This is a genomic window from Blastochloris sulfoviridis (assembly GCF_008630065.1).
Taxonomy (GTDB): Bacteria; Pseudomonadota; Alphaproteobacteria; order Rhizobiales; family Xanthobacteraceae; genus Blastochloris; species Blastochloris sulfoviridis.
Genome location: NZ_VWPL01000010.1, coordinates 33,626 through 54,987, shown reverse-complemented (window position 1 = coordinate 54,987; position 21,362 = coordinate 33,626). Strand labels below are relative to the sequence as shown.

At 66.8% G+C, this 21,362-nt stretch carries 16 protein-coding genes; 9 read left to right on the top strand and 7 right to left on the bottom strand.

Features of this window, described 5'->3' with window-relative positions; genetic code table 11:
* Window positions 1-80: 80 nt before the first annotated feature.
* The 3 genes from F1193_RS07615 to F1193_RS07605 all read right to left on the bottom strand — a co-directional run bounded on the left by F1193_RS07615 (window position 81) and on the right by F1193_RS07605 (window position 4,432).
* Window positions 81-1,991, bottom strand: coding sequence for a hypothetical protein (locus F1193_RS07615; RefSeq protein WP_150097082.1), 1,911 nt, complete (start codon window positions 1,989-1,991; stop codon window positions 81-83).
* A gap of 127 nt (window positions 1,992-2,118) precedes the next feature.
* Entirely contained in the window at window positions 2,119-2,964 is an 846-nt protein-coding gene (locus F1193_RS07610; protein WP_210247323.1) for a hypothetical protein, read from the bottom strand.
* Window positions 2,965-3,793: 829 nt separating this feature from the next.
* Window positions 3,794-4,432 (bottom strand): hypothetical protein, encoded by a 639-nt coding sequence (locus F1193_RS07605; RefSeq protein WP_246164201.1) that lies wholly within the window; start codon window positions 4,430-4,432, stop codon window positions 3,794-3,796.
* A 125-nt stretch (window positions 4,433-4,557) separates the two neighbouring features.
* On the opposite strand from F1193_RS07605, the gene F1193_RS07600 reads away from it, so the two are divergent.
* Window positions 4,558-5,028 carry a hypothetical protein gene (locus F1193_RS07600; protein ID WP_150097081.1) on the top strand — a complete coding sequence of 157 codons (471 nt, stop codon included), beginning with the start codon at window positions 4,558-4,560 and terminating at the stop codon, window positions 5,026-5,028.
* Window positions 5,029-5,675: 647 nt separating this feature from the next.
* Window positions 5,676-6,467 carry a Crp/Fnr family transcriptional regulator gene (locus tag F1193_RS07595; protein ID WP_170263447.1) on the top strand — a complete coding sequence of 264 codons (792 nt, stop codon included), beginning with the start codon at window positions 5,676-5,678 and terminating at the stop codon, window positions 6,465-6,467.
* A gap of 397 nt (window positions 6,468-6,864) precedes the next feature.
* On the opposite strand, the gene F1193_RS07590 is transcribed toward F1193_RS07595, so the two are convergent.
* On the bottom strand, window positions 6,865-7,878 hold the full coding sequence (locus F1193_RS07590; RefSeq protein WP_246164200.1) for a TIM44-like domain-containing protein: 1,014 nt from the start codon (window positions 7,876-7,878) through the stop codon (window positions 6,865-6,867).
* A gap of 316 nt (window positions 7,879-8,194) precedes the next feature.
* Here F1193_RS07590 and F1193_RS07585 point away from each other — a divergent pair, with 316 nt between their 5' ends.
* The 3 genes from F1193_RS07585 to F1193_RS07575 all read left to right on the top strand — a co-directional run bounded on the left by F1193_RS07585 (window position 8,195) and on the right by F1193_RS07575 (window position 12,218).
* Window positions 8,195-9,409, top strand: a complete 1,215-nt coding sequence (locus F1193_RS07585) for a hypothetical protein (protein ID WP_150097078.1) — start codon at window positions 8,195-8,197, stop codon at window positions 9,407-9,409.
* Between the two features lie 123 nt (window positions 9,410-9,532).
* Window positions 9,533-11,488, top strand: coding sequence for an acetyl-CoA carboxylase biotin carboxylase subunit (locus tag F1193_RS07580; RefSeq protein WP_150097077.1), 1,956 nt, complete (start codon window positions 9,533-9,535; stop codon window positions 11,486-11,488).
* Window positions 11,489-11,762: 274 nt separating this feature from the next.
* The gene (locus F1193_RS07575) at window positions 11,763-12,218 is read left to right on the top strand and encodes a DUF1489 family protein (RefSeq protein ID WP_150097076.1); all 456 of its coding nucleotides are present in this window, start codon (window positions 11,763-11,765) and stop codon (window positions 12,216-12,218) included.
* A 129-nt stretch (window positions 12,219-12,347) separates the two neighbouring features.
* Here the strand turns inward: F1193_RS07575 and panC are convergent, their stop codons facing one another.
* Window positions 12,348-13,208 carry a pantoate--beta-alanine ligase gene (panC, locus tag F1193_RS07570; RefSeq protein WP_150097075.1) on the bottom strand — a complete coding sequence of 287 codons (861 nt, stop codon included), beginning with the start codon at window positions 13,206-13,208 and terminating at the stop codon, window positions 12,348-12,350.
* Between the two features lie 268 nt (window positions 13,209-13,476).
* Here panC and F1193_RS07565 point away from each other — a divergent pair, with 268 nt between their 5' ends.
* The 3 genes from F1193_RS07565 to F1193_RS07555 all read left to right on the top strand — a co-directional run bounded on the left by F1193_RS07565 (window position 13,477) and on the right by F1193_RS07555 (window position 15,912).
* Entirely contained in the window at window positions 13,477-14,400 is a 924-nt protein-coding gene (locus tag F1193_RS07565) for a division plane positioning ATPase MipZ (protein WP_150097074.1), read from the top strand.
* A 73-nt stretch (window positions 14,401-14,473) separates the two neighbouring features.
* The gene (locus F1193_RS07560; RefSeq protein ID WP_210247322.1) at window positions 14,474-15,211 is read left to right on the top strand and encodes a vWA domain-containing protein; all 738 of its coding nucleotides are present in this window, start codon (window positions 14,474-14,476) and stop codon (window positions 15,209-15,211) included.
* Window positions 15,208-15,912: a DnaJ domain-containing protein gene (locus F1193_RS07555; RefSeq protein WP_150097073.1), complete on the top strand. Its 705-nt coding sequence runs from the start codon at window positions 15,208-15,210 to the stop codon at window positions 15,910-15,912. The genes F1193_RS07560 and F1193_RS07555 overlap by 4 nt, the downstream gene beginning before the upstream one ends.
* A 562-nt stretch (window positions 15,913-16,474) precedes the next feature.
* Here the strand turns inward: F1193_RS07555 and F1193_RS07550 are convergent.
* On the bottom strand, window positions 16,475-18,091 hold the full coding sequence (locus F1193_RS07550; protein ID WP_246164198.1) for a D-alanyl-D-alanine carboxypeptidase: 1,617 nt from the start codon (window positions 18,089-18,091) through the stop codon (window positions 16,475-16,477).
* A 399-nt stretch (window positions 18,092-18,490) separates the two neighbouring features.
* Here F1193_RS07550 and F1193_RS07545 point away from each other — a divergent pair, with 399 nt between their 5' ends.
* Entirely contained in the window at window positions 18,491-18,829 is a 339-nt protein-coding gene (locus F1193_RS07545) for a phasin family protein (RefSeq protein WP_150097139.1), read from the top strand.
* A gap of 460 nt (window positions 18,830-19,289) precedes the next feature.
* On the opposite strand, the gene F1193_RS07540 is transcribed toward F1193_RS07545, so the two are convergent.
* Window positions 19,290-20,648, bottom strand: a complete 1,359-nt coding sequence (locus F1193_RS07540) for a TadE/TadG family type IV pilus assembly protein (protein ID WP_150097071.1) — start codon at window positions 20,646-20,648, stop codon at window positions 19,290-19,292.
* Window positions 20,649-21,362 lie beyond the last annotated feature (714 nt).

Here is a 21,362-nt window from a genome sequence, read left to right as displayed (position 1 = left end):
GCCTCTGCTGCGAATTTCGTCTTGTTGTTCCGGCCGGGACTTTGCGCCGGCCGGTGCGAGGCGACGAGGCGCCCGCACCGTCAGGTCATGACGGTGCCCATGATGTGGTCGGTCATGGTGACCGGCGGACCGACATAGGCGTGGTCGCTCGGCCCGTTGTCGTCGTTGCCGCCGGTGAAGGCGATCACCTCCGGCACCAGCGTGTCGGTGTCATGGTGAACCACCGAGTCGTCGTCGCTTTCGACGAGGTTCGCCTGGATCAGGATCGAGCCTTCGTACACGTCGCCGCCGATGAATTCGCTGGAGAGCGCATCGACATCGACGATGATCGCCTGGTTCTGCAGCTCGTTGGCGCCGGTCGAGACCACCTGGGTCGCCGAGTCGTCGCTTCCGGCCTGCAGCGCGGCGACGTCGACGTCGCTGACCGCGTTGATCTGCCAGAGCAGATTGATGTCGAAATAATTGCCGGTGACGTAGAGCACGTCGATGTAGCCGTCGCCGCCGTCCGAGAATCCCCAGCTCGATGCCCCGTCGGGCGCATCGCCATCGGCGAGGGAGGAGACGAACGTCGCCATGCCATCGCCGAGCGGCTGGACGTTGGTGGTGCCGTAATTCTCGATCTGGGCGTCGTTCAGCAGGCTGTTGCCACCGGTGTTGATGGTTGCGCCATCGCCGGTTCCGGTGGCCGAGACAGCGTCGTTGTCGCACAGCAGGTTGAGCTGAATGATGGCGTTGATGTCGTAATACTGACCGCCAACCACGATCACGTCGTAGTAGTTGGTGAAGTCGAAATCACGCAGATCCGAGACATTGACCATCTCGTTTGCGCCGGTCCGCACCAGGCAGTAATGCCCCTCGGTCGTCAGGGTCGCGACGTCGTCGTCCGCCGCAGTGTTGCTTTGGAACAGCGTGCGGATGTCGAAGAAGTCACCCTCGATGACGTCGATCCGGTAGGACGTGCCGGATTTGGCGGCCGGCATCGCTTCGAGCTCGGTGAACCCCACCTGGGCGAGGTTGTCGGCGTGGTTGCCGCCGCCGGCGATGGTTCCGGCTTCGCCGTAGCCGCCGAGGCCGGTCCGGTTGATCACGTCGTCGTCGGAATAGGCGTTGATCTGGACGATGGCGTTGAGGCTGAACTTGTCGCCGAGCACCACCAGCGTTCCGCAGGCGCCGTTGGCGTCGGCGATGAGCGCGTAGTTGTAGGCCCCGTTGGCGCCAAGCTCGGCGGCCTGGGTGGTGATGCCGAGATCGCCGGTCGAGCCGTTGGTCGGCTCCGGCATTTCCGGGACGATCGCGCCGATATCGGTCGGCAGGGTCTGGTCGTCGGCGAGCCGCTCGCCGTTGTGATAGCTGCCGGCTTCGACCTGCGAGGAGGGCACCTCGTAGGCGCCGCTGCCAAGATTGGTGGCGTAGGCGACCGCCTCCTGCGAACCGCCGCCGGACACCGTTTCGAGGTGCGCCGGGATTGCGTCCTGGGCCGTAGCATAGAGCTCGTCGAGCATGTAGCTCGTGTTCGCCACCGGCAATGCGCCGGCCCACAACAGATCGTCGGTGAAATAATCGGAATCGTCGAGCTGATTGATCTGCCGGGCTTCGAACAGCGTCTCGCGGTATTCGGGGCCGATGCTCTGCGGAAGGGCGCCTGAAAGCGAGCCGGGCGCCGGGGTGGGCACGACCCGCGGCGGGGTCTTGAAATGGATGTCATCCACCGGGTCGATCGGCACCGGAGAGGTATTCGGATGCATGAACTGCGGGACGAACGGCGGCAGCGCCTGCGCGCCCGCGAAGTTCGCGTAGACCACCGGGGTCGGGTCGGTGTCGTCCGGATCTTCGTGGCGAACCGGAGCGTCCTTCACGCGGTCGACGTCGTCCGCCAGAACACGCCCGGCTTCGGCGTCTTCATATTGGATGCGACTTCTCGAGACATCCTCGTCAAGGCGAAGATGCCCGACGAAGTGCCAGATCAGTTCGGTCACATCGTGAATATTCATGGACGGTCCCTCTCGAACGGATCGCTCCCCGAGCCCGGCACGACAGCGGTCGGTTGGATTTCGGAAGTGGTCGAGCGAGAAGAATCGGGGGCCGTGCGAACACGGCCCCCGACCACACGTCTATGCGTCAGATGGAGTCGTCCATCGTCAGGTTGTTGCCAGCAGCCGTGATATCGATCTGGTTGAACTGGATGTTCGAGCCCAGCACGATGTTCTGGGTGAAGGCTTCCTGGTTCACGATGGCATCGGCGGTGGTGGTGCCGACGCTCTCGATGCTGCCGTCATCGCCGACCTTGGCCTCGATGTCCTCGGCCTTGGCTGCGCCGCCTTCGGCCTTGGCCCACATCGAGAAGGACGACTCGGTGCCCGGATCATCGGCGAACAGCCCGGCGAGGCCGAGGCTGGCGCTGCCATAGCTCAGCGAAGCGCAGCTATGATCCTGGTCGGCCAGGTTGTTGACCTGGTCGATGTTGAACATGTTGCCGTCGTTGAGCGTCTGGGTGACGACGTCCGGCATAATGATGCTGTCGTCGATGCACGCGATCTCGTCGATATCGATCACGTCGGCTTCAGACGGCTGGAACAGCTTGCCGTCGATGTCGAGGTCGACTTCGACGTCAACCTTCACGTCGACATTGTTTTCGACGTTGTTCTCGACCTTGTTGTCGACGTCGTTGTCGACCTTGCTCTCGACCTTGTTCTCGACCTCGTTGTCGATCTTGTTCTCGTTTTCGTTCTTGTTCGAATTCTCGTTCTCGTTCTCGTTTTCGCTCTTGTTGTTATTCAGAGCGAACGCGGCCTGACCGACGCCCTGGTAGGCGTTCTGCGCCTGAGACTGGCCCTGACCCTGGCCCTGCAGCGAAGCCTGGCCCTGGAGCTGGCCCTGCAGTTCCGCCTGGCCCTGGAGCTGGCCCTGAGCCTCGCCCTGCAGCTGACCTTGCGCCTGGGTCGGATCGTCGTGACGACGTGACATAGTACGTCTCCTGCTTCAAGAAAGCTTGGAAGGACGCACCGCTTGTGTTTCCACAACGCCAATCATCTACGTCGGCGTTCGAAGCTACACGCACAGTGCTGATGACAGAATTTCGGGTTGATCCGGCTTCACGATCCGGGAGCCCGCATGACGCCGGGAGCCCTATGGTCGCTATCCAGACATGTTATGATGAATTTCGGTGCCGGTGCGGCGCCTCCCCGTATTTCAGGCAGAAAATCTCGTTTTCGCTCACGAAATGAACGAAGTGCCGTGGCGAACAACTCGGTAATGCTGGAGGTCTCTGAAGGTTCCACTCCGCATTCTGCGGCGTAGAAATTATTTGCTAACCGAATATTTTCCTTGTGGCAATTTTCGCTCCGCCACAATCGTTAACATCCGGTTAACTTCGTAATGATGTCTGCGGATCTGATGCAGGTCAAACTTCGCGGCGCGGACAGACCACATTTGTTGCAGCCGAGTACATCTGTCGTCCGGGCGAGCTGAAAAAAGTCAACGAAAACAAAGGGCGCACGGGAATCGGATTTCTGTGGGATCTATTGTCGTGGTTAAGGTTAATCCCCGCGTTGCGCGGCGACTCGTGCGAAATCCCGCCGTCGTGAGCGGCGCTTCACCGTCGGCTCAAGGAAAATCCTGTTGGCGAACAAGGATCTCGGCAGGGGATGCTTTCGGAATCGCGACAGGATCGTCCTCGAAGCCCTGCCAGAAGCTGAAGCATAAGCTTCGGGCATGAGGTTGGACCTTGAGGAATGCTCCCGTTGCAGGAACGCTCCTTCTTCGGGAGCGCATCCGGTTCAGGAACGCCTCGTCCTCAAGAGCGGTCTTGAGGGCGGTCTTGAGGGCGGTCTTGGCGCGGGCGGGCCGCCGGGGTTGCCGTGGCCGGCTGGGGCGGCTTGCTGGAGAGCGACCGCACGCCGGTCTGCAGGCGGGGGAGGAACTCCCAAAGGTCGCGATTGAGGGCGCGCAGTTCGCGCAGCAGCGCGGTCATTTCCTGCATGCGCGCCTCGTCCATCGGCCGCTCGTTGCCCCATTGCAGGCGGGTGCGCGTCAGTTCCAGGCGCAGCGAGCGGGTGTGGGTGATCAGCCCCTGGTCGTCCAGCCCGTACATGCAATGATTGAACTCGTTGCGCGCACGGGTGCAGGCGTTGAACCGGTCCATCAGCCGCGCAAGCTCCTTGGCCAGGGCGCGGTCGGTGACGTTGACGCGGGACAGACGCTCGATGAGATCGAGCCGGGCGCGCGTGGTGTTCAGGGTCGAGAACACGACGGCGGCGGTGGTCTCGTCGCTGTCGAGCAGGAGCATCATCACATAGATGAGCAGGCTCTCATTGTTGGACCAGCTGAACACGATGTTGCCGATCAGCGCGAGCACGGCGGTGCGCTGGTCGGCCGATGCGAAGGCGGCGGCTTCAATTTTCTCGAAGTCGGGCCGGGGCGGCAGCCGGTTCATGGTGCGACCTCATTGGGGATCACTGTATATTGGTAGACATTGAATAAAAAATAGATCGAACTGCCGGGTGAGGGGCGCCGGGCGATTGCTGCACGGTGCCGCACGGCCCCACGGAGGGGGAGGGCATGGTGCTGTCGCTCTGGCGGGCGCAACGCACGCGCAAACGGGTGGCGGCGATCATCGCCCCGCTGGTCGAAGGCAGCCGGTTCAGGCTGGGCGGCATCGCGGACTCGGCGTGGTCCGATCCCTATGTCATCGGATTCCTGGCGATGCTGATCACCCGGCTCGCCGAACAGCAGGCCGGTGCAATGGACAACGACACGCTGGCGTTGGTGCAGGCCGGCGCGTGGGCCGATGTGACCGGCCAGGGCGAGGATACGATCGGCGAAAACCTAGTGCTGCTGAGCTCGGCCAACGACGCGATGTTCGAGCAGGGGTGCCGCAATGGTCGTGTCGTCGCCGATGCGCTGGGCTGCAGCCTGTCGCAGGCGGAGAGTGTGGACGCGGAGGAGGCGCCGTGGATGGCCTCGCCCGGCCAGGACGATGTCGGGCTGCTTTGGGCCGACTGCTTCGAGGCCCGCCTGACGTCGCGCTGAGACCGTTTGGAAACTCGGACGGAGGCCGGGTTGCGGCGCGAACTGGCGTCCCCTTGGCGTCCCCCTGGGCCGGCCCCGCCGGCGGATCGCCGGAAATCTCGTTATCAGACAAGGATTTCGGCGAGGGCTTGTCCGGATCGTGACGGGGGATGCCCCGACATCGCCCGGCGGCGCGCCTGCGCCTGTTCGCGCAGAGTTGCCGGCCCTGCATCGCTGTGGGGTCAGGGTCGCGATCTTTCCGCATTCCGCAAGTGGAGGCGGGGGGCGTAAGGTTACTTCATCAATCGCAGCGTGTTTCGGGCGCGGACGCGCTGCCACGGACACGGCGCGCAAGCTGAGCGGTCCGGAGCGATCGCGGACGGTTTGACGCCTTGATGCAACAAATGTTGCGATATGTCGCTACCGGAGATTTTTTCTGTTGTTCGTTTTTTGTTCAAAACCTATTTAAATTCATATGGCATTTGGTTGAGAAGAAACGATCCGCAGCGCAAGCCCTGAGCCTGCATTGACTCAAGGGCATGGTTGTTTTTGTGTCCGTCATCGCGCTATGCAAGCCAAGCCTGCAGCGTATAATTTTGATGGGGGATTTAACGCGCTCCTGGTCGTTCCTACACGCCAGGGAGGTAAGGCATTTCAGGGTACCGGCGATGGCGATGGTGAGTTCCCCCCGCACCGTGACTCCCTTGCGGCCGGCGATTTCGTCGGTGACCACGGCCATGCCTCGGTGTCGGGAGTGCCGTCTTCGACAATTCGGCTTTTTCGACAGTATGACCGATGCAGAACTCGAGTTCATGCAGCGGTTCAAGAACGCGCATGGCCGAAGCTGGTCGGGCGAGTACCTGCTCGAACAGGGCAGCCAGAAACCCCGTCTGTTGACGCTTTATTCCGGCTGGGCGATCAAGACCATCACGCTGCCTTCGGGCGAGAGCCATTTGATCAAGGTGCTGCTGCCGGGTGACTTGATCGGCCTGGAGAGCGTGCTGAGCGGGGCGGTGCGCCATGCCGTGCAGGCGGTGACCGACGTCACCTATTGTTCGCTCGACTGCCGGCAGATCGACGACATGCTGAACATTCCCTCGCTTGCCCGCCGCCTCACGGTCATGCTGTTGGCCGAGCAGCAGCGCATCGCCGAGCGTCTGGCGGTTGTGGGCGCGTGCAACGCCCGGCGAAACTTCGCGCACTTCACGCTCGATCTGCACCAGCGCCTGCGCGAGCGGCAGATGGCCCGCGACGAAGGATTCCGCGTGCCCTTGACCTCGGTGCAATTGGCCGATGCGCTCGGCCTGACCACGGTCCACCTCAACCGCGTGCTGCGCAGCTTCCGCCAGGACGGCATCCTGACGCTGGAGAACCATGTGCTGACGATCCAGGACATGTCCGCGCTCCGCGAAGTCGCGGCGCTGTCGGGGCCGTCGTCCGAAAGCTGCCCGCTGCTGTGATCACCGGCTGCCGTAACGTAACTTCCCGGCTGAGCAGGCCGGCCGTTCGGCCGCGCTCTCCTGCGGAACCGACTGACGACGCATCCTCTTCGCCAGCGCATCCTCTTCGACAACCCATCATGCAAACGGCCCCGGACGCTGACGCCCGGGGCCGTCGATGCTGTTCAACCCGGTTTCCGGCTCTTTGGGCTGGAAACCGTCTCGGTTTGCCACCGGAAACCCGCCACGCCGGGAATGAAAAAATCGCCTCGCCGTCGTCGGGAGCCGTTGGCGTGGGGTTGGCCCGCACACTTTCGGTTTGGACGACGCGCGCCGAGGCGTTCCGCGCCCCCCACCCCCGACCCCTCCCCACCGCTCGCGAAGCTCGCGGGGGGAGGGGAGAAGAGGCGTCCCCTGTTTAGGCCGGCTGGATCGCCGACAGCTTCCAGGTGCCGCCAACGTCGCGGCGGAAGGTCCAAAGCTCGGTGGTCTCGGCCGGCTCCTCGGAGCCGTCCAGCAGGCGGCCGGTGGCCTTGTCGAGCGTGCGGTCGACCATCGAGAAGCGCATGGCGACGGTGGCGTAGTCGGTCGTGCCTTCGCGCCAGGCTTCGGCGAGATCGCCCTGCAGCAGCTTGACGTCGTCGATGCGGTTCACCCGGCCGGCCTCGGCATCCGCGGCGAGATCGTCGGCGAGGTAGCCGGCCATCTCGGGCGTCGCGGCCTGGCGCAGCGTGGCGAGGTCGCCGCGGCCATAGGCGGTCTCGACATCGCCGAGCAGTTTCTCGAACGTGTCGAAGTCCGCCGCCGCCAGCCCGACGCCGTCAAAGCCGGCCTTGCGCGGCGAGGGGGCCGAGCCGCCGCCAAACAGCGGGGAGCGCCCGGCATTGAGGCCGCCGGGTCCGCCATTGAGGCCGGAGTCGAATCCGGCCCGGTTCAGCGGCGAGGGGCGCTCGGACGGGGCCGGGCCCGGCATGCCGGCATAGGCCGGCTGCTGGCGCCGGCGGAACAGGCGCAGCGCCAGCCACACCAGGCCGCCGATCAGGGCAACCTGAACGAGGAGACCGAGCACGCCGGCCATGCCGCCGAAGCCGCTGCCCATCAGCAGGCCGAACAGGCCGGCGCCGAGCAGGCCACCGGCGATGCCGCCGAGCAGGCCGCGGCCGAACGAGCCGCCGGGCTGGGCCGCCGGCTGGCCGGGACGGGCCTGGTTGACACCGGGATTGGTCTGGCCCGGCTGGGTCATCGACCGCTCGATCGGCGCGCCCGGCCGCGGCGCGGTATTGGTCGCGGGCGGCGCGCTGAAGGTCTGCGAGCCGCGGCTGCCCATGCCGAAGCCTTTGCCCGCCTTGGCGGCAGCCTCGCCGACCGGCCACGCCAGCACCAGGGCTGCGACCGCAAGGGCAAGGGAGCGTCGGAACACGGGTCGGGCCATCGTCGAATCCTCCATCGGATGTTGGTTGGTCGGCATATGGGGGGCAGGGCGGCGGTTCGCCAGTCGTGCGGCGTCCGGAAAGTCACGTGCGGGACCGGAACGGCGTTCGCCGAAACACCCTGTCCGGCAGGGGGGTCCGGCCGCCGGCCCGCGATCGCCGGTTCCGCGGCGCGATGCCGCGCGGCCGTGCGTTTCGGCCGGCGCGGCTGTCCTCGGCCGTCTTCTGTCGCAGCCGAAACATCTGAGGCCGATTGTGGCAGAACGGCCACACTCCCGCCGCCATCCTTCATGTTAGTAGATTCTTATGGATCAGGCAGTGGCGACCCTCGATGCCGTTCGGACGTGGCTCGCGTCCGTTGCGAACATCCTTGCAAGCGGTGCGTGGACGCAGCCGGTGCCGGTGCCGGCCTGGGGGGTGGTGGCTGTGGCCGCGCTCCTCGCCGTGCTGCTGCTCGGCCGGCTGTTCCGGCCGTACGGTTACGACACTGGCGGCGGCGGCGGGCTCTGGCGCTTCGCCCTCATCGTGCTCGTCGGCTTCGTCGCCTGGCGCGGGTTCCAGTATCTCGAAGAGACGCAGGTCCAATCGGCCCGCCTCGCGCTTGGCGAGCGGCTGTCGCGGGCGATCATCTCGCCGGTCGAGAGCAATCCGCTGCTGGCCTGCGTGAACGGCGTGACCAATCCCGACCTGCGGGCCGCGTGCGAGCGCACGGTGTTCGCCAAGCCCGAGAATGCCGCCGCAGCGGTGTCGCTGATCCGGGACCGGCTGGAGCTTCTGACGCTCGCCTCGCTGCCGGCCAGCGGGCTGGGTCCGGACGATTCGCGTACGGTGCGGCTGCGCCGGGCGCTGGAAAGCGACGATTTCGGGCTCGTCGCCTATGTGCTCACCGAGACGGAGCAGTGCCGGCCCGAGTCCTGCGCTCCGCTCGACCTCTTCAAGGACGCCGAGAAGATCAAGGCCAACATGGCGGCGCGGACCTTCGAGACGCTGGTCGAGAAGCAGTCGGCGATCTGGACGCCCGGCCGTGGCGGTCCGTTCGGGTTCCGCCAGCACCCCTCCCGTCTCGATCCCGCGCTGTCGGGCCCGCCGGGGCCGGTGACCTCCGGCACGATGGAGATGCCCCCGCCGGGCCCGACGACGCTCGGGCCGGGGCCGTCCGGCACGGACAGCCTGGGTCCGCCGACCGACCTTTCGCCCGCCGCCGTGCCGCGTTCTGCGCCTCCGGCAGAGCGTGCTGCGCCGCCGCCGGCCGCCGCGCCGAAGCCCGCTGCTCCGGCGCCGAGGGCGACGACGGCCGCGCCCACCGCGCCGGCTGTGACGGCCCCCGCGACAGCGCCGACCGCGGCGCCGACAACGGCACCGAAGCCGCCGCCGCAGCCGGTGGCGCGGCCGGCGACCGTGCCGCGCCCGCAGCAGCCGGCCCCTGCGATGGCCCCGGTGCAGCCCGCCGTTCCGCGGCTGCCGCCGCCGACCTCGCTGACCTTACCGCCGATGCCGGACGAAGAGCCCGCCGAGACGCCGAGCGAGGATTGACGCCGCGCGGGGATCGAACCCAGGCGGGGACTGGCTCCACGCAGGATTGGCTTCAAGCAAGGATTGACGGGGGCGGAACCGGTTGCGCATAGTCCTATTTCCTGCGCGCAACCTTCGGTCCCCATGTTCAGCTCCGTCCTGATTGCCAATCGCGGCGAGATCGCCGTCCGCATCATCCGAACCGCGCGCCGCCTCGGCCTTCGCACCATCGCCGTCCATTCCGACGCCGACGCCACGGCGCCGCACGTGAAGCTCGCCGACATGGCCTGCCGCATCGGGCCGGCGCCCGCGCGCGACAGCTATCTGGTCGCCGAGCGGCTGATCGCGGCGGCGCGCGAGAGCGGCGCCGAGGCGATCCACCCCGGCTATGGCTTCCTGTCCGAGCGCGCCGATTTCGCCGACGCCTGCGCCGCGGCCGGGCTGGTGTTCATCGGCCCGCCGGCCTCGGCGATCCGGGCGATGGGCGCCAAGGACGGCGCCAAGGCGCTGATGGCCAAGGCCGGCGTGCCGGTGGTGCCGGGCTATCACGGCGCGGACCAGGATCCGGCGCGGCTCGCCGATGCCGCGGTCGAGATCGGCTTTCCGGTGCTGATCAAGGCCACCGCGGGCGGCGGCGGCAAGGGCATGAAGAAGGTCACGGACCCCGCCGGCTTCGCCGAGGCGCTGGCGTCGGCCAAGCGCGAGGCGGAGGCGGCGTTCGGCGACCCGCGGGTGCTGATCGAGCGCTACGTCACCGATCCGCGCCACGTCGAGATCCAGGTGTTTGCCGACGCCCACGGCAACGCCGTGCATCTGTTCGAGCGCGACTGCTCGCTGCAGCGCCGCCACCAGAAGGTGATCGAGGAGGCGCCGGCGCCGGGGCTTTCGCCCGAGATGCGGGCGCTGATGGGCGACACCGCGGTCAAGGCGGCCAAGGCGGTGGGCTATGTCGGCGCCGGTACGGTCGAGTTCATCGCCGACGGCTCGAAGGGCCTGAGGCCCGACGCCTTCTGGTTCATGGAGATGAACACCCGGCTGCAGGTCGAGCACCCGGTGACCGAATCGATCACCGGGCTCGATCTGGTCGAACTGCAGTTCCGCGTCGCGGCGGGCGAAAAGCTGCCGTTCGCGCAAGGCGACCTCGCCATCGACGGCCATGCCGTGGAGGCGCGGCTCTATGCCGAGGATCCCGAGCGCGGCTTCCTGCCCTCGACCGGGCGGCTGTGGGCGTTGAAGCTGCCTGTGGGCGAGGGCATCCGCGTCGATTCCGGGGTGGAGGAGGGCGGCGAGGTCTCGCCGCACTACGATCCGATGATCGCCAAGATCATCGCCCACGCGGCCACCCGCGACGAGGCGCTCGACCGGCTGGCGCAAGCGCTCGATGAGACGCTGGTGGCGGGGCCGCGCACCAATGCGCCGTTCCTGGCGGCGCTCGCCCGGCATCCGGCGTTCCGCGCCGGCAAGTTCGACACCGGCTTCATCGACCGCCATCTCGACGAGCTGTTGCCGCAGCGCGGGCCCGATCCCGGCGCGGTGGCGGCGGCGACCGCGCGGCTGGTGCGGCGCGAGCAGGCGCGGCTCTCGGCGCTGGCGCGCGCGCGCTCCGACGAGGCGGCCTCGCCGTGGGACGTGCTCGACGCCTTCGACCTCGCCGGCCCCCGCGAGGTCGGGCTGCAGGTGACCGCCGACGGCGAGACGGTGACGGCGCGGGTGCGCTATTCGGCGCCGGATCTGGCGGTCAGCGTCGAGGGCATTGCCGCGGCGGACGCGGCGGTGATCGAGGCCGATGACGCGGTGATCGCGGTGCGCCACGGCCGGCAGGCCATGGTCAAGGCCAAGGACATTGAGGCCATCGACATCGAGCACCTCGATGAGGGCGGCATCGTCACCGCGCCGATGCACGGCAAGGTTCTGGCGCTCGCCGCCGGTCCGGGCGATCCGGTCCGCAAGGGGCAGACGATCGCGGTGATCGAGGCGATGAAGATGGAGCACGCGCTCACCGCGCCGATCGACGGCACGGTGGCGGAGGTGGCGGTCAGCGTCGGCGCCCAGGTGGCGGACGGCGCGAAGATCATGCTGATCGCGCCGGTCGAGGGGTGAGGCGCCGTCGGGCGCAATAGCGCCAGCGTATTGCGCCGAATTGGTCGAGGACGCACGGCGAAGATGGCGGAATACGCTTCGCTATTCCGACCTACCTTAATACCATGGCGTCATCCCGGCCGAGCGTCAGCGAGAGCCGGGATCGTTTGCAGGAAAAGGCACCCTTTCCGGATGACGGTCCCGGGTCGCGCAGCTTCGCTGCTTGCCCGGGACGACGAGGCGGCAAAGCGACCCGCGGATGACGGCCGTTGTCCCCGCATGGTAGGACGCGGCGATGCCGGACTCGCCGACCAATCCGCTCCATCTCGTCAAGCTGTGCGTCGGCTGCGATGCCGTCGCCGACCTCGAAGAATGGATCGCGGCGCGGATCCGCGAGTGCACCCGCCAGGGCCGGCCGCATGAGCAGGTCCACACCACCCGCATGACGCCGAAGCGGCGCGCCGAGCTTCTGGCCGGCGGCTCGCTCTATTGGGTGATCAAGGGCGTGGTCCAGTGCCGCCAGCGGCTGATCGATCTGCGCCCGGTGGTCGATGCCGAGGGCGTCAGTCGTTGCGAGCTGGTGCTGGAGCCCAAATTGGTGCGCACGGTGCTGCGGCCGATGCGGGCGTTCCAGGGCTGGCGCTACCTCTCGGCCGCCGACGCGCCGTCCGATCTCGATCGGGCCGGCGAGGGCGTCGCCGACATGCCCGAGGCGCTGCGCCAGGAACTGGCCGGCCTCGGGTTACTGTAATGCGGTTTCCGGTTGATCCCTTCGGGATACCGGAAACGCTCTCGCCGAAAAATCCTTGATCTGGGAAGGATTTTTCGGCGATCGGAATACGGTTCTCCGGCCCTGTGGGCCGGAAACCGTATAAATCGATCACCCCTCCGGCACCGCCAGATTGTCGATCAGCCGCGTGGCGCCGATGCGGGCGGCGGCGAGCAGGCGTACCCGGCTGCGCTGGCCGCGCTTGAGCGGCGCCAGGGTCTCGGCGTCGCGCGCCTCGAAATAGTCGGTCTCGAAGCCGGCGCGCGACAGCGTGGCGCGGCCCTGGGCCAGCGCGCGGCTCACAGGCTGGCCGGCGGCGATCGATTCGGCCGCCTTGACCAGCGCGTGCGGCAGCGCCACGGCGCGGGCGCGCTCGTCCGCCGACAAATAGACGTTGCGCGACGACAGGGCGAGCCCGTCCGCCTCGCGCGTGGTCGGCGCGCCGATGATTCGGGTCGGCAGGTCGAGGTCGCGGGCGAGGCGGCTGACCACCTTGAGCTGCTGGTAGTCCTTCTCGCCGAACACCGCGATGTCCGGCCGCACCTGCAACAACAGCTTGCCGACGACGGTGGCGACGCCGCCGAAGAAGTGCGGGCGGAACGCGTCCTCAAGCCCGGCCAGCGCCGCGCCCTCCGGCACGATGCGGGTGGCGAAGCCGTCCGGATACATTTCCTCCGCTGTCGGCGCATAGACGAGATCGACGCCGGCCGCTTCGAGCTTGCGGAAATCCTGCCGGAAGGTGCGGGGATATTTGGAGAAATCCTCGGTGGGGGCGAACTGGGTGGGGTTGACGAAGATCGACACCACGACGCGGTCGGCCTTGCGCCGGGCCAGCTTCACCAGCGCCAGATGGCCGGTGTGCAGCGCACCCATGGTCGGCACCAGCGCGATGCGCTCGCCGGCCGCCGCCCACGGCTCGATGGCGCGGCGCAGGCTGCGGACCGAGCGGACGACCCGCGTTTCCTTGGCCATTCTCGTCTCCCCCAAAAACTCGCCGGGAACTCGCCGGCCCGATCAGCGCGGCCGGGTGGCGCCGGCGTGATTGCCGCTCATCCTTGGCCGTTTATCCCGGGGCCGTCCAATCCTGGCCGTTCAATCTTGCCGTTCAATCTTGCCGTTTAATCTTGGCCGCTCGTCCTTGGCAAACCTATTGCCGGGTGAAAATGCTGCCAAGCGCTTGACCGGAGAGGTACATAGCACCGACAATTCCATGCATTGCGTCGGATTCGGGTTGTGCTCGATGCGTCGAGAATCGGTGCCGGTCACCAATGAGCCCGCGCGTCGGCGCGGGGCGCACGTGGTCGTGCTCGGCAACGAGAAGGGCGGCTCCGGCAAGTCGACCATCGCCATGCATCTGGCGGTGGCGCTGATGAAGGCCGGCTACCTCGTCGCCACCATCGATCTCGACTGCCGGCAGAAGTCCTTCACGCGCTATGTCGAAAACCGCCGGGCGCTGGCCGTCCGGATGGGGATCGAGCTCGAACTGTCGCATCACTTCACGGTCGACCGCGCGACCCACAACGAGATCGACCGCAACGAGACCGACGAGTTCGCGTCGTTTGCCGCGGCCATCACCACGCTGGAGCATACCCACGACATCGTGGTGATCGATACGCCGGGGTCGGACAGCTATCTCATGCGCTTGGCGCATGCCATGGCCGATACGCTGATTACCCCGCTCAATGACAGCTTCATCGATTTCGACGTGCTGGCGCGGGTCGATTCCGAGAGCGGCGAGATCTTCGCGGTGAGCCAGTATGCCGAGCTGGTGTGCGAGGCGCGCCGGCAGCGCCGGCTGGCCGATGGCGGCACCACCGACTGGATCGTGGTGCGCAACCGCGTCGGCCAGTTCGAGACCCGCAACGGCCGCAATCTGGAGCGCTGCCTGTCGCTCTTGGCCTCGACGCTCGACTTCCGCCCGGCCAACGGCCTGTCCGACCGGGTGATCTACCGCGAGCTGTTCGCGCGCGGCCTGACCGTGCTCGACACGCTCGACCGCTCGCTGTTCGGCATCGAGCCCAACCTGTCGCACTTCACGGCGCGCACCGAGGTGCGCTCGCTGCTCGACGTCCTCAACCTGCCGCTCGACGTGCGCGGCCGTGGCCGCGCCGAGCCGCGCGAGAGCTGGTCGGGCGCCGATCCCGGCCTGATGGCCGGCGAATAGCGCCGCCGGCGCGGTTGCCTGATGGCCACACCAGCCCCACCTAGTGGGCAGGCCGTTGAGTTCGAGTCCATTGATGGCAAGCCGAGAGACCAAAGCGCCCGTCGCCGTTTCCGGCGAAAGCAAAGCCCTGGAGCGCGGCAGCGATGTCGCGGCGTTTCTCGCCGAGGTGCGAAGCCGCGCCCCGGCGGTGGCGGCCGGCGAGCGCGGACGCCTGGTCTTCGCGCTCGATGCGACCATGAGCCGGCAGCCGACCTGGGACATGGCGATGCGGCTGCAGGCCGACATGTTCCGCGAGGCGGGAACGCTGGCCGGCCTCGAAGTGCAGCTCGTCTATTACCGCGGTCTCGGCGAGTGCCGGGCCTCGCGGTGGGTGTCGGAGGCCGCCAGCCTGGAGCGGCTGATGACGTCGATCGACTGCCGCGGCGGCCACACCCAGATCGCCCGCGTGCTGCGCCATGCCGGCCAGGAGGCCCTGCGCGGACGGGTGCATGCGCTGGCGTTCGTCGGCGATGCCATGGAGGAATCGCTCGACGATCTCTGCGCCGCCGCCGGTCCGCTGGCGCTGCGCGGCGTGCCGGCCTTCCTGTTCCAGGAGGGGGCGGACCCGGTCGCCGAGCAGGCGTTCCGCGAGGTGGCACGGCTGACGCGCGGCGCCTATTGCCGGTTCGGACCCGGCTCGGCGGCGGAGCTGCGGGCGCTGCTGCAGGCGGTGGCGGCCTTTGCCTCGGGCGGACGCCGGGCGCTCACCGCGCTGGCCGACCGCGAGGGGCGGGGGGCGCGCCTGCTGCTGGAGCAGATGCGGGCGCCATGATGACGCTGGCGATCGGCATCGTTGCGCTGCTGCTGGCGTTGTGGGGGCTCGACCGGCTGGCCAAGCTCGATGCCCGGACGCTGGTCGCCCGGCTGTCGCAGATCGGCGGCGGCGTGGCGCTGGCCGCGGGGGTGCTGCTCGCGGTCACCGGACGGTTCGTCGTTGCGGTACCGCTGCTGTTCCTGGGGCTGTCGCTGCTCGGCTGGTTGCCGAACCGGCCGGCGGGCTGGAGCCAGCGGACCCAGCGCTCGACCGGGCAAAGCTCGCGCGCCCGCACCGCTCTGCTCGACATGGAGCTCGACCATGACAGCGGCGAGATGCGCGGAACCGTGACCGCCGGGGCGCACCAGGGGCGGACCCTGGACGACCTGACCCTGGCGGAGCTGGGCGATCTCTACGCCGACGCCGATGGCGACAGCCGCGCGCTACTGGAAGCGTATCTTGACCGCCGGGCGCCCGGCTGGCGTGAACACGGCGAGGCGGACGCGGCAGCGGGGCGCGGTGAGGGAGGGCGCGACGGCGCGATGACCCAGCAGGAGGCCTATGAGATCCTTGGCCTTGAGCCAGGAGCCGCCGCCGAGGACATTCGACGGGCGCACCGGACGCTCATGAAGCGGCTGCACCCCGACCAGGGCGGAACCGATTGGCTGGCGTCCCGCGTCAATGAAGCCAAGGACGTACTTCTGCGGCACCATCGCTGATACTCCACGCGCGAAGGAACCCTGAACCGAGGCATGTATGCGCCTCGTTCATCTAATATTGTCGGTAATCCTTTATCTTTGGTTTAACATCACGCGGCGTTGGCGCGATTGAATTGCGTCCGGCGTCCGGCGTCCGGCGTCCGGCGCGTGTGCGCTCGCGCCGTGGTCATCGCCGGGCTTGTGCCGGCGATCTCGATGGGATCGCGGCGGTGTCGGACAAGAGGGCGACGGACGGGTGACCAGGGTGTCGGGATCGCCGGGACGAGCCCGGCGATGACCGGGACTGTTCCGGCTAGAGCGCGACCCGATCTGACTGCATCAGATCGGGCGCTCTAACTCTTTGAATTGTCGCATTCTCTTTCGCAAAACCGGTATCCACTTTTGCGGAGAATGCTCTAGACTGCCCAGACCGCAGGTTCCCGTCGACGCAGGCCGGTATCATACGAAATCCGGCCGAACAGGCCGGAGTTTCGTATTCCGGTCGCCGAAAATCCTCTTTCCGAACAAGAGGTTTTCGGCGAGCCCGTTTCCGGGATCCCGAAGGGATCAACCGGAAACCGTATCAGTTCCGCAGCGGCATGCAGGCGAAGTCGGACTTCTTGAGCACCCGGCAGGCTTCGTGGGCGCGTTCCTCGTCGAAGCCGGCGAAGCGGGCGCGGTAGAGCGCGGTCGAGCCCTTGACCACCTTCTCGGTGAAGGGATCGGCGTTGCCGAGCAGGCCCTTGTTGCGGGTCTGGGCTTCGCGCAGCTTGTCGCGCGCCTGCGATTCCGCCTGGAAGGCGCCGATCTGGATCATCCACGCGCTGCGGCCGGCATGACGGACGGGAGGTGACGGGGGAGCGGCCATCTGCACCGAGGCGACCTGCACCGAGGCGACCTGGATCGCCCCGGGCCGGCTCGGCTGAGCGGTAGCGGCATAGGCGCGGACCTGCGCATCCAGGGTATGCGGTGCCGGTTCGGGGGCGATGGTGATGACCGCCGGGGCGATCTGGCCCGGCGCCGCCGACGCCGAGGCGGTGGTGTAGGTCGACACCGAATTGGCCGAGGCCCGCACCACCACCGCACCGAGCGGCGCGGTGTTGGTGACCGGGCCGACCGGGACGGAACGGACGGTGGTTGGACGCAGCGGCTCGGTGGAGCCGGGGGCCGGACGCGAGATCGCGGCGGTCGGCGTCTGGTCGGCCACGACAACGGCGGCGAGGGCGAGCGGCTCGCGGCTCATCGGCCGCGGCTCCGGCTGCGGAATGGGGGTGGCCGGCTCGACCTCGGCAATGCGCGCAACCATCGGGGCGCCGGCATAGGCCTTCGGCAGGCAGGTCTCGATCAGGTTTGCCATCTGGGCGTCGCGCGAGGCGCCGGAGCGGCCGCCGAGCACCACGCCGACGATGTGGCGGCCGTTGCGCTTGGCGGAGGTGACGAGGTTGAAGCCCGAGGCGCGGGTGTAGCCGGTCTTGATGCCGTCGACGCCTTCCACCCGGCCGAGCAGCTTGTTGTGGTTGGCGATGGTGCCGCCGCGCCAGACGAACTGGCGGGTGGAGAAGTAGCGGTAATAGCGCGGGAACCGCTCCTGGATGGCGCGCCCGAGCACCGACAGGTCGCGGGCGGTGGTCACCTGCTCGGGATTGGGCAGGCCCGATGCGTTCTTGAAGGTGGTGCGCGACATGCCCAGCGCACGCGCCTTGCGGGTCATCAGCGTCGCGAAGGAGGCCTCGTCGCCGCCGACGGCCTCGGCGATCACCACCGCCGCGTCGTTGGCCGACTTGGTGACGAGGGCCTTGATGGCGTCCTCGACCTCGATGGTCGAGCCGGGCTTGAGGCCCAGCTTGGTCGGCTCCTGCGCCGAGGCGCGCGCCGAGACCGGAAGCTGGCTGTCGAGCTTGAGGCGGCCGGCCTCGAGCTGCTCGAACAGCATGTAGAGGGTCATGATCTTGGTGATGGAGGCCGGATGGCGAAGCGCGTCCGGCGCGCTCTCGTGGAGCACCTTGCCGGTGTTCGCATCGACAACGAAGGCGGCATAGCCGGTGCGCCACTGCTCGGACGATGCCGGCGCCCGGCTGCGCTGCTCGGCGGCGGCGGAGGGCTTGCCGCGGCGGTGCTTCGCGCGGGCATCCGCCGGGTCGGGAAGCGCGATGCCGAGCGCTGCGGCGATGGCGATGACGCGGATGGCGAAAGGCAACAAACTCTGTCCAGAGGCGAGCACATTCATTGGCGCGGTCCGTTGCTGTCCTTTGCAGCCGCGATCCTTGCGGCCATTTTCACCATGTGCGGCAGATGCGGCGCGGCGTGATCACGGCGTGATCCGTTGGCCGTGTTGGTTGGCCGGTTCCGTGGGCTGGTTCCTGCGGGCGTCCGGGCCAGCCCGGACGCATCTGCGACGCGGGAAATGCCCCAAGTCTGGGGTCGGTGGGTTAACGGGGTGTTAAGAGACTTCAAAAAAGGCATCGGTATATTGCAGTGCGGTATAAAATCTTGACCAAAATGCTGCATCGCGGTATCCACCATGGGGGGCGGGGCCATTGCTGAAACGCCGCTGAAACGCCGCGCTTGCGGCGCTGAAGCCGAAAGAGAGGAAGCCCAGATGTTCCAGAATTTTGACGAAATTCAGAAGCTCGGAAAAGAAAACGTCGACCTTGCGGTAAAGTCCGTAAGTGCAGTCACTAAGAGCGCGCAGGCGATCGCCGTCGAGATGGTCGACTACTCGAAGAAATCGTTCGAGCAGGGGTCGGCCGCGGCCGAGAAACTGCTGGGCGCCCGCTCGCTCGATAAGGCTATGGAGATCCAGACCGACTATGTGAAGTCGGCTTACGAAAGCATGATTTCGCAGGCAACCAAACTCGGCGCGCTCTACACCGATCTCGCCAAGGAAGCCTACAAGCCTTACGAGAACGTGCTCGGCAAGTTGACGCCGAAGTCCTGATGCGAACGGCCCGACACGCCGCGGCGTGGGGCCGTTGATCCTCGCGGATGTTCTTTCCGGAATTCAGGGATTTCGCGGAACTCCGCGTCCAGGGTCAGCGGTCAGCGGCCGCGGGATGGGGCCGGCACCTCGGACAGAGCGTCCGCCGATCGGACGGAAACGGTCGGACGCTCCAGTTTCTTGAGTTGCCGCATTCTCTTTCGCAAAACCGGTTCCCGCTTTTGCGGAGAATGCTCTTGAGCGTCCGCCGGTCGGACTGAAACGGTCGGACGCTCCAGTTTCTTGAGTTGTCGCATTCTCTTTCGCAAAACCGGTTCCCGCTTTTGCGGAGAATGCTCTTGCGACGCGCAGCGTGCGCAAGATGGAAAAGCCCGGCCGATGAGCCGGGCTTTTTGGCGTTATACGGGTTCCGGCTGATCGAGCCTTCGGGCCGTATTCCGATCGCCGACCCGGCGGTCGCTCATTTGGCGATGTACAGGCTTGCGAGTTCCGAGGCGATCTCGTCGAACACCGTCACCATCTCCGAGGCCGAGGTCAGGTAGTAGAACTTGCCGGCGTCGGTGGCGCAGTTCTGAAGAAGGGTCGATCGGGCGTCGTTCCCGGTGTTCACCTGGATCGTGTAAATCGTGATGTCCGTGGCCTTGATGTTGGCGCAGGTTCCCTTGCCGCCGTTCGAACTGTCGTACATCCGCTTGTCGACTGCGGTCGAGGTGTTCGAACCGTTGCCTTCCCAGCGGTTTCGGGTGTTGAGGCCGTCGCTCAGCAGCACGATCGCCTCGTTGTACTTGTACTGGGGATCCTTGTCGGGCGCCGTCAGCGGGCCGCCGCCCACCAGGGCCTGCCAGGCCCACACCAGTCCGAGCGGCTGATTGGTGGCGCCGGCCGCGGTGAGGTTCTCCACGGTCGATTTCAACGACGACCAATTGTGGTTGAGACCGATCATCGTCGTCGTCGGGCAATAGCTGTCGAGCGAGGGGGAGGCCGGAGGGAATTTCGAGGCGATGACCGACGTATCGGTGGCGTCGATCTTCTGATCGTAGCCGGCGCCGGCGGTGGCGGGGTTCGGCCCGGTGGAGAGGCCGCGATCGGTCACGCAGCCTTTCCAGGCGTTCTTGTTGGTCGACGGAGTCCAAGTGCCGCCGGCGCTCGCGCAACGCTTCCGGCTGACGTTGGTCGAGGAATTCTTGCTGCAGGTGCCGTATTCGGCGTTCGTGGAAGTCCAGTCGAGCCAAGTCGCGTTCTTGTTGGCCGTGCCGACATTGACCAGTTCGCTGAAGGGGATGATCGCGACCTCGACGTCGCCGTCGTTCACAGCGAGCGCCTCGAGCTGTTCGAGGAGACCTTTCGTCGCGGTCTTGAGCGCGTTGAGCTTGTTGGCGCTGTTCATCGAGCCGGTGATGTCCAGCGCCAGGGCGACGCGCAGCTTGCCGTTGCCCCACTTCACGGTGGCGTTGGCGGCGAGCGGCATCGAGGTCACCGAGGACAGGATGGTCACGGTCGGCGACATGGTCGTGGCGGCGGACACCGCCAGTTCGCCCTTGTTGGGGGTGACCGTGAGCGTCACGTCGCCGACATTGGCCTCGTTGAAGTTGGCGTTGAAATACTGCCTGGCCTTGGTCTCCAAGGTGCCCTGCGGCGTGTTCAGCGGCATCTTGCTGAGTGCCAGCGCGGCGGAGTCCACCGCGATCTGCATCTCCGACAAGGCATGCGACTTGCGGCTGAAGTCGACGCTGGCGCCGATCAGTCCGAGGACGGGGATCACCGCCAAGGTGAAAATGACGACGACATTGCCGGATTCGGAACGCCAAAAACGGACCATCGTGTGCCCTCCGGTGCGTGCTGTTGTGTAAACTTACACATAAGACGTATCGGATCGGTTAGGTCGGCCGCATAAAACATGGGTGGCGACGAAACGATTGGTTAACCTTTATGCATCGAATTTTATAGTGTATGCCGGTGTGGATAATCCTTCCGCTGGTCCAATATGGCGAGTCCATCTTGCTATTTTCATCAAGGCTGCATCCTCATTTGCATAAAATGCTTCGGTTTATACCAACGGCCGAATGCGGACCGTTGGTTCCGGTCGCGGATTTTCGCGAAATCTCTGATTTCTGATGAGAAAATCCGCGAGAGCCAACGGCCCCACGCGTCAGCGTCTGGGGCCGTTGGTATGATGTCTCGCTGGTTCATGCCGGCGCGGCGCCAGACCGGCGCCAAGCGGGTGCACCCGCCCTTGCGTGCGGCCGTCCCCGCCGGACCTGCTCACCGTCATGTGACCGGCCGGCCGGCTTCCTGCGGTCCTGCTCGGCGCGTTCCCTGTCCGGCGCCAGACCGGCCGCACTGGCGGCGCACCGGGGCAGCAACTATTATGAGTCAAGAGAACGGTGATCGGTGGCGCCAGGGCCGCGGGTCCGTCGGCCGTGCGTACGAGCGACGATCCAAAGCCAGGCGCCGTGCGAAAGCCGCGATGTGCCGCTACCCGGATGTTCCTCTGTCCGGATGTTCCGCTACCCGAGTGAAGACCCGTCACCAG

What these genes read in the sequence shown, in the direction of transcription:
- F1193_RS07580 (WP_150097077.1), top strand. Translation starts at nt 9,533, where the DNA reads ATGTTCAGCTCCGTCCTGATTGCCAATCGCGGCGAGATCGCCGTCCGC.
- F1193_RS07600 (WP_150097081.1), top strand. Translation starts at nt 4,558, where the DNA reads ATGGTGCTGTCGCTCTGGCGGGCGCAACGCACGCGCAAACGGGTGGCG.
- F1193_RS07595 (WP_170263447.1), top strand. Translation starts at nt 5,676, where the DNA reads ATGGCGATGGTGAGTTCCCCCCGCACCGTGACTCCCTTGCGGCCGGCG.
- F1193_RS07555 (WP_150097073.1), top strand. Translation starts at nt 15,208, where the DNA reads ATGATGACGCTGGCGATCGGCATCGTTGCGCTGCTGCTGGCGTTGTGG.
- F1193_RS07610 (WP_210247323.1), bottom strand. Translation starts at nt 2,964, where the DNA reads ATGTCACGTCGTCACGACGATCCGACCCAGGCGCAAGGTCAGCTGCAG.
- F1193_RS07540 (WP_150097071.1), bottom strand. Translation starts at nt 20,648, where the DNA reads ATGGTCCGTTTTTGGCGTTCCGAATCCGGCAATGTCGTCGTCATTTTC.
- panC (WP_150097075.1), bottom strand. Translation starts at nt 13,208, where the DNA reads ATGGCCAAGGAAACGCGGGTCGTCCGCTCGGTCCGCAGCCTGCGCCGC.
- F1193_RS07575 (WP_150097076.1), top strand. Translation starts at nt 11,763, where the DNA reads ATGCCGGACTCGCCGACCAATCCGCTCCATCTCGTCAAGCTGTGCGTC.
- F1193_RS07545 (WP_150097139.1), top strand. Translation starts at nt 18,491, where the DNA reads ATGTTCCAGAATTTTGACGAAATTCAGAAGCTCGGAAAAGAAAACGTC.
- F1193_RS07565 (WP_150097074.1), top strand. Translation starts at nt 13,477, where the DNA reads ATGCGTCGAGAATCGGTGCCGGTCACCAATGAGCCCGCGCGTCGGCGC.
- F1193_RS07590 (WP_246164200.1), bottom strand. Translation starts at nt 7,878, where the DNA reads ATGGCCCGACCCGTGTTCCGACGCTCCCTTGCCCTTGCGGTCGCAGCC.
- F1193_RS07615 (WP_150097082.1), bottom strand. Translation starts at nt 1,991, where the DNA reads ATGAATATTCACGATGTGACCGAACTGATCTGGCACTTCGTCGGGCAT.
- F1193_RS07560 (WP_210247322.1), top strand. Translation starts at nt 14,474, where the DNA reads ATGGCAAGCCGAGAGACCAAAGCGCCCGTCGCCGTTTCCGGCGAAAGC.
- F1193_RS07605 (WP_246164201.1), bottom strand. Translation starts at nt 4,432, where the DNA reads ATGAACCGGCTGCCGCCCCGGCCCGACTTCGAGAAAATTGAAGCCGCC.